1 protein-coding gene is annotated in these 790 nt (G+C 58.1%); it reads left to right on the top strand.

Annotation, left to right across the window (positions count from 1 at the left end; genetic code table 11):
- Positions 1–3 precede the first annotated feature (3 nt).
- Positions 4–714 carry an IS6-like element IS1628 family transposase gene (locus tag HMPREF3151_RS03295; protein ID WP_010889963.1) on the top strand — a complete coding sequence of 237 codons (711 nt, stop codon included), beginning with the start codon at positions 4–6 and terminating at the stop codon, positions 712–714.
- Positions 715–790: the final 76 nt, after the last annotated feature.

Here is a 790-nt window from a genome sequence, read left to right as displayed (position 1 = left end):
TCCATGGGCATCTTCTCCGGTCGGCAGTTCCCTCGTGAAATCATCCTGTGGGCGGTGCGGTGGTACTGCCGCTACGGCGTGAGCTATCGCGACCTCGAAGAGATGATGACCGAGCGGGGAGTGCCGGTCGATCACACCACGATCTACCGCTGGGTCCAGAAATATGCTCCTGAGCTGGATAAGAAGACCCGGTGGTATCGGCAAGTTCCTGACTGGCAGGCCAGGTCCTGGCGGGTGGATGAGACCTATATCCGGGTCGGGGGAAAGTGGTGCTACCTCTATCGGGCAATCACCGCCGGTGGCCAGACCCTGGACTTCTACCTCTCACCAAAACGCAACGTCGCGGCAGCGAAGCGTTTCCTGGCGAAGACGCTGCGGTCGAATAAATCGGCAGGCTATCCGCGGGTGATCAGCACCGACAAGGCCCCCTCACTCGCCAGGGCAATCTCTGAGCTGAAGGCGGAAGGCGTCTGTCCATCGACGGTCGAGCATCGTCGGGTGAAATACCTCAACAACGTCATTGAAGGCGATCATGGCCGGTTAAAGCGGATCCTGGGGCCGAAAGGAGCATTCAAAAACCGAACGTCTGCCTACCGGACGTTGAAAGGGATGGAAGCGATGCACTCATTGCGGAAGGGGCAGGGCACGATGTTTGCCTATGGTCACCCGAATCCGGATGCAGTGATTGTTAGCCGGGTATTCGAGACGGCCTGACAACACAGGAACATAGCGTTGATCACACAATAAAAACGGAGCTTTCTTGGCTCCCGCCCCAAGTTGCAACAGCACC

Source organism: Corynebacterium sp. HMSC05H05, assembly GCF_001807265.1.
In the GTDB taxonomy this organism is placed as follows: domain Bacteria; phylum Actinomycetota; class Actinomycetes; order Mycobacteriales; family Mycobacteriaceae; genus Corynebacterium.
The sequence above is the reverse complement of the archived record's forward strand: the minus strand, read 5'-3'. Positions and strand labels throughout refer to the sequence as shown.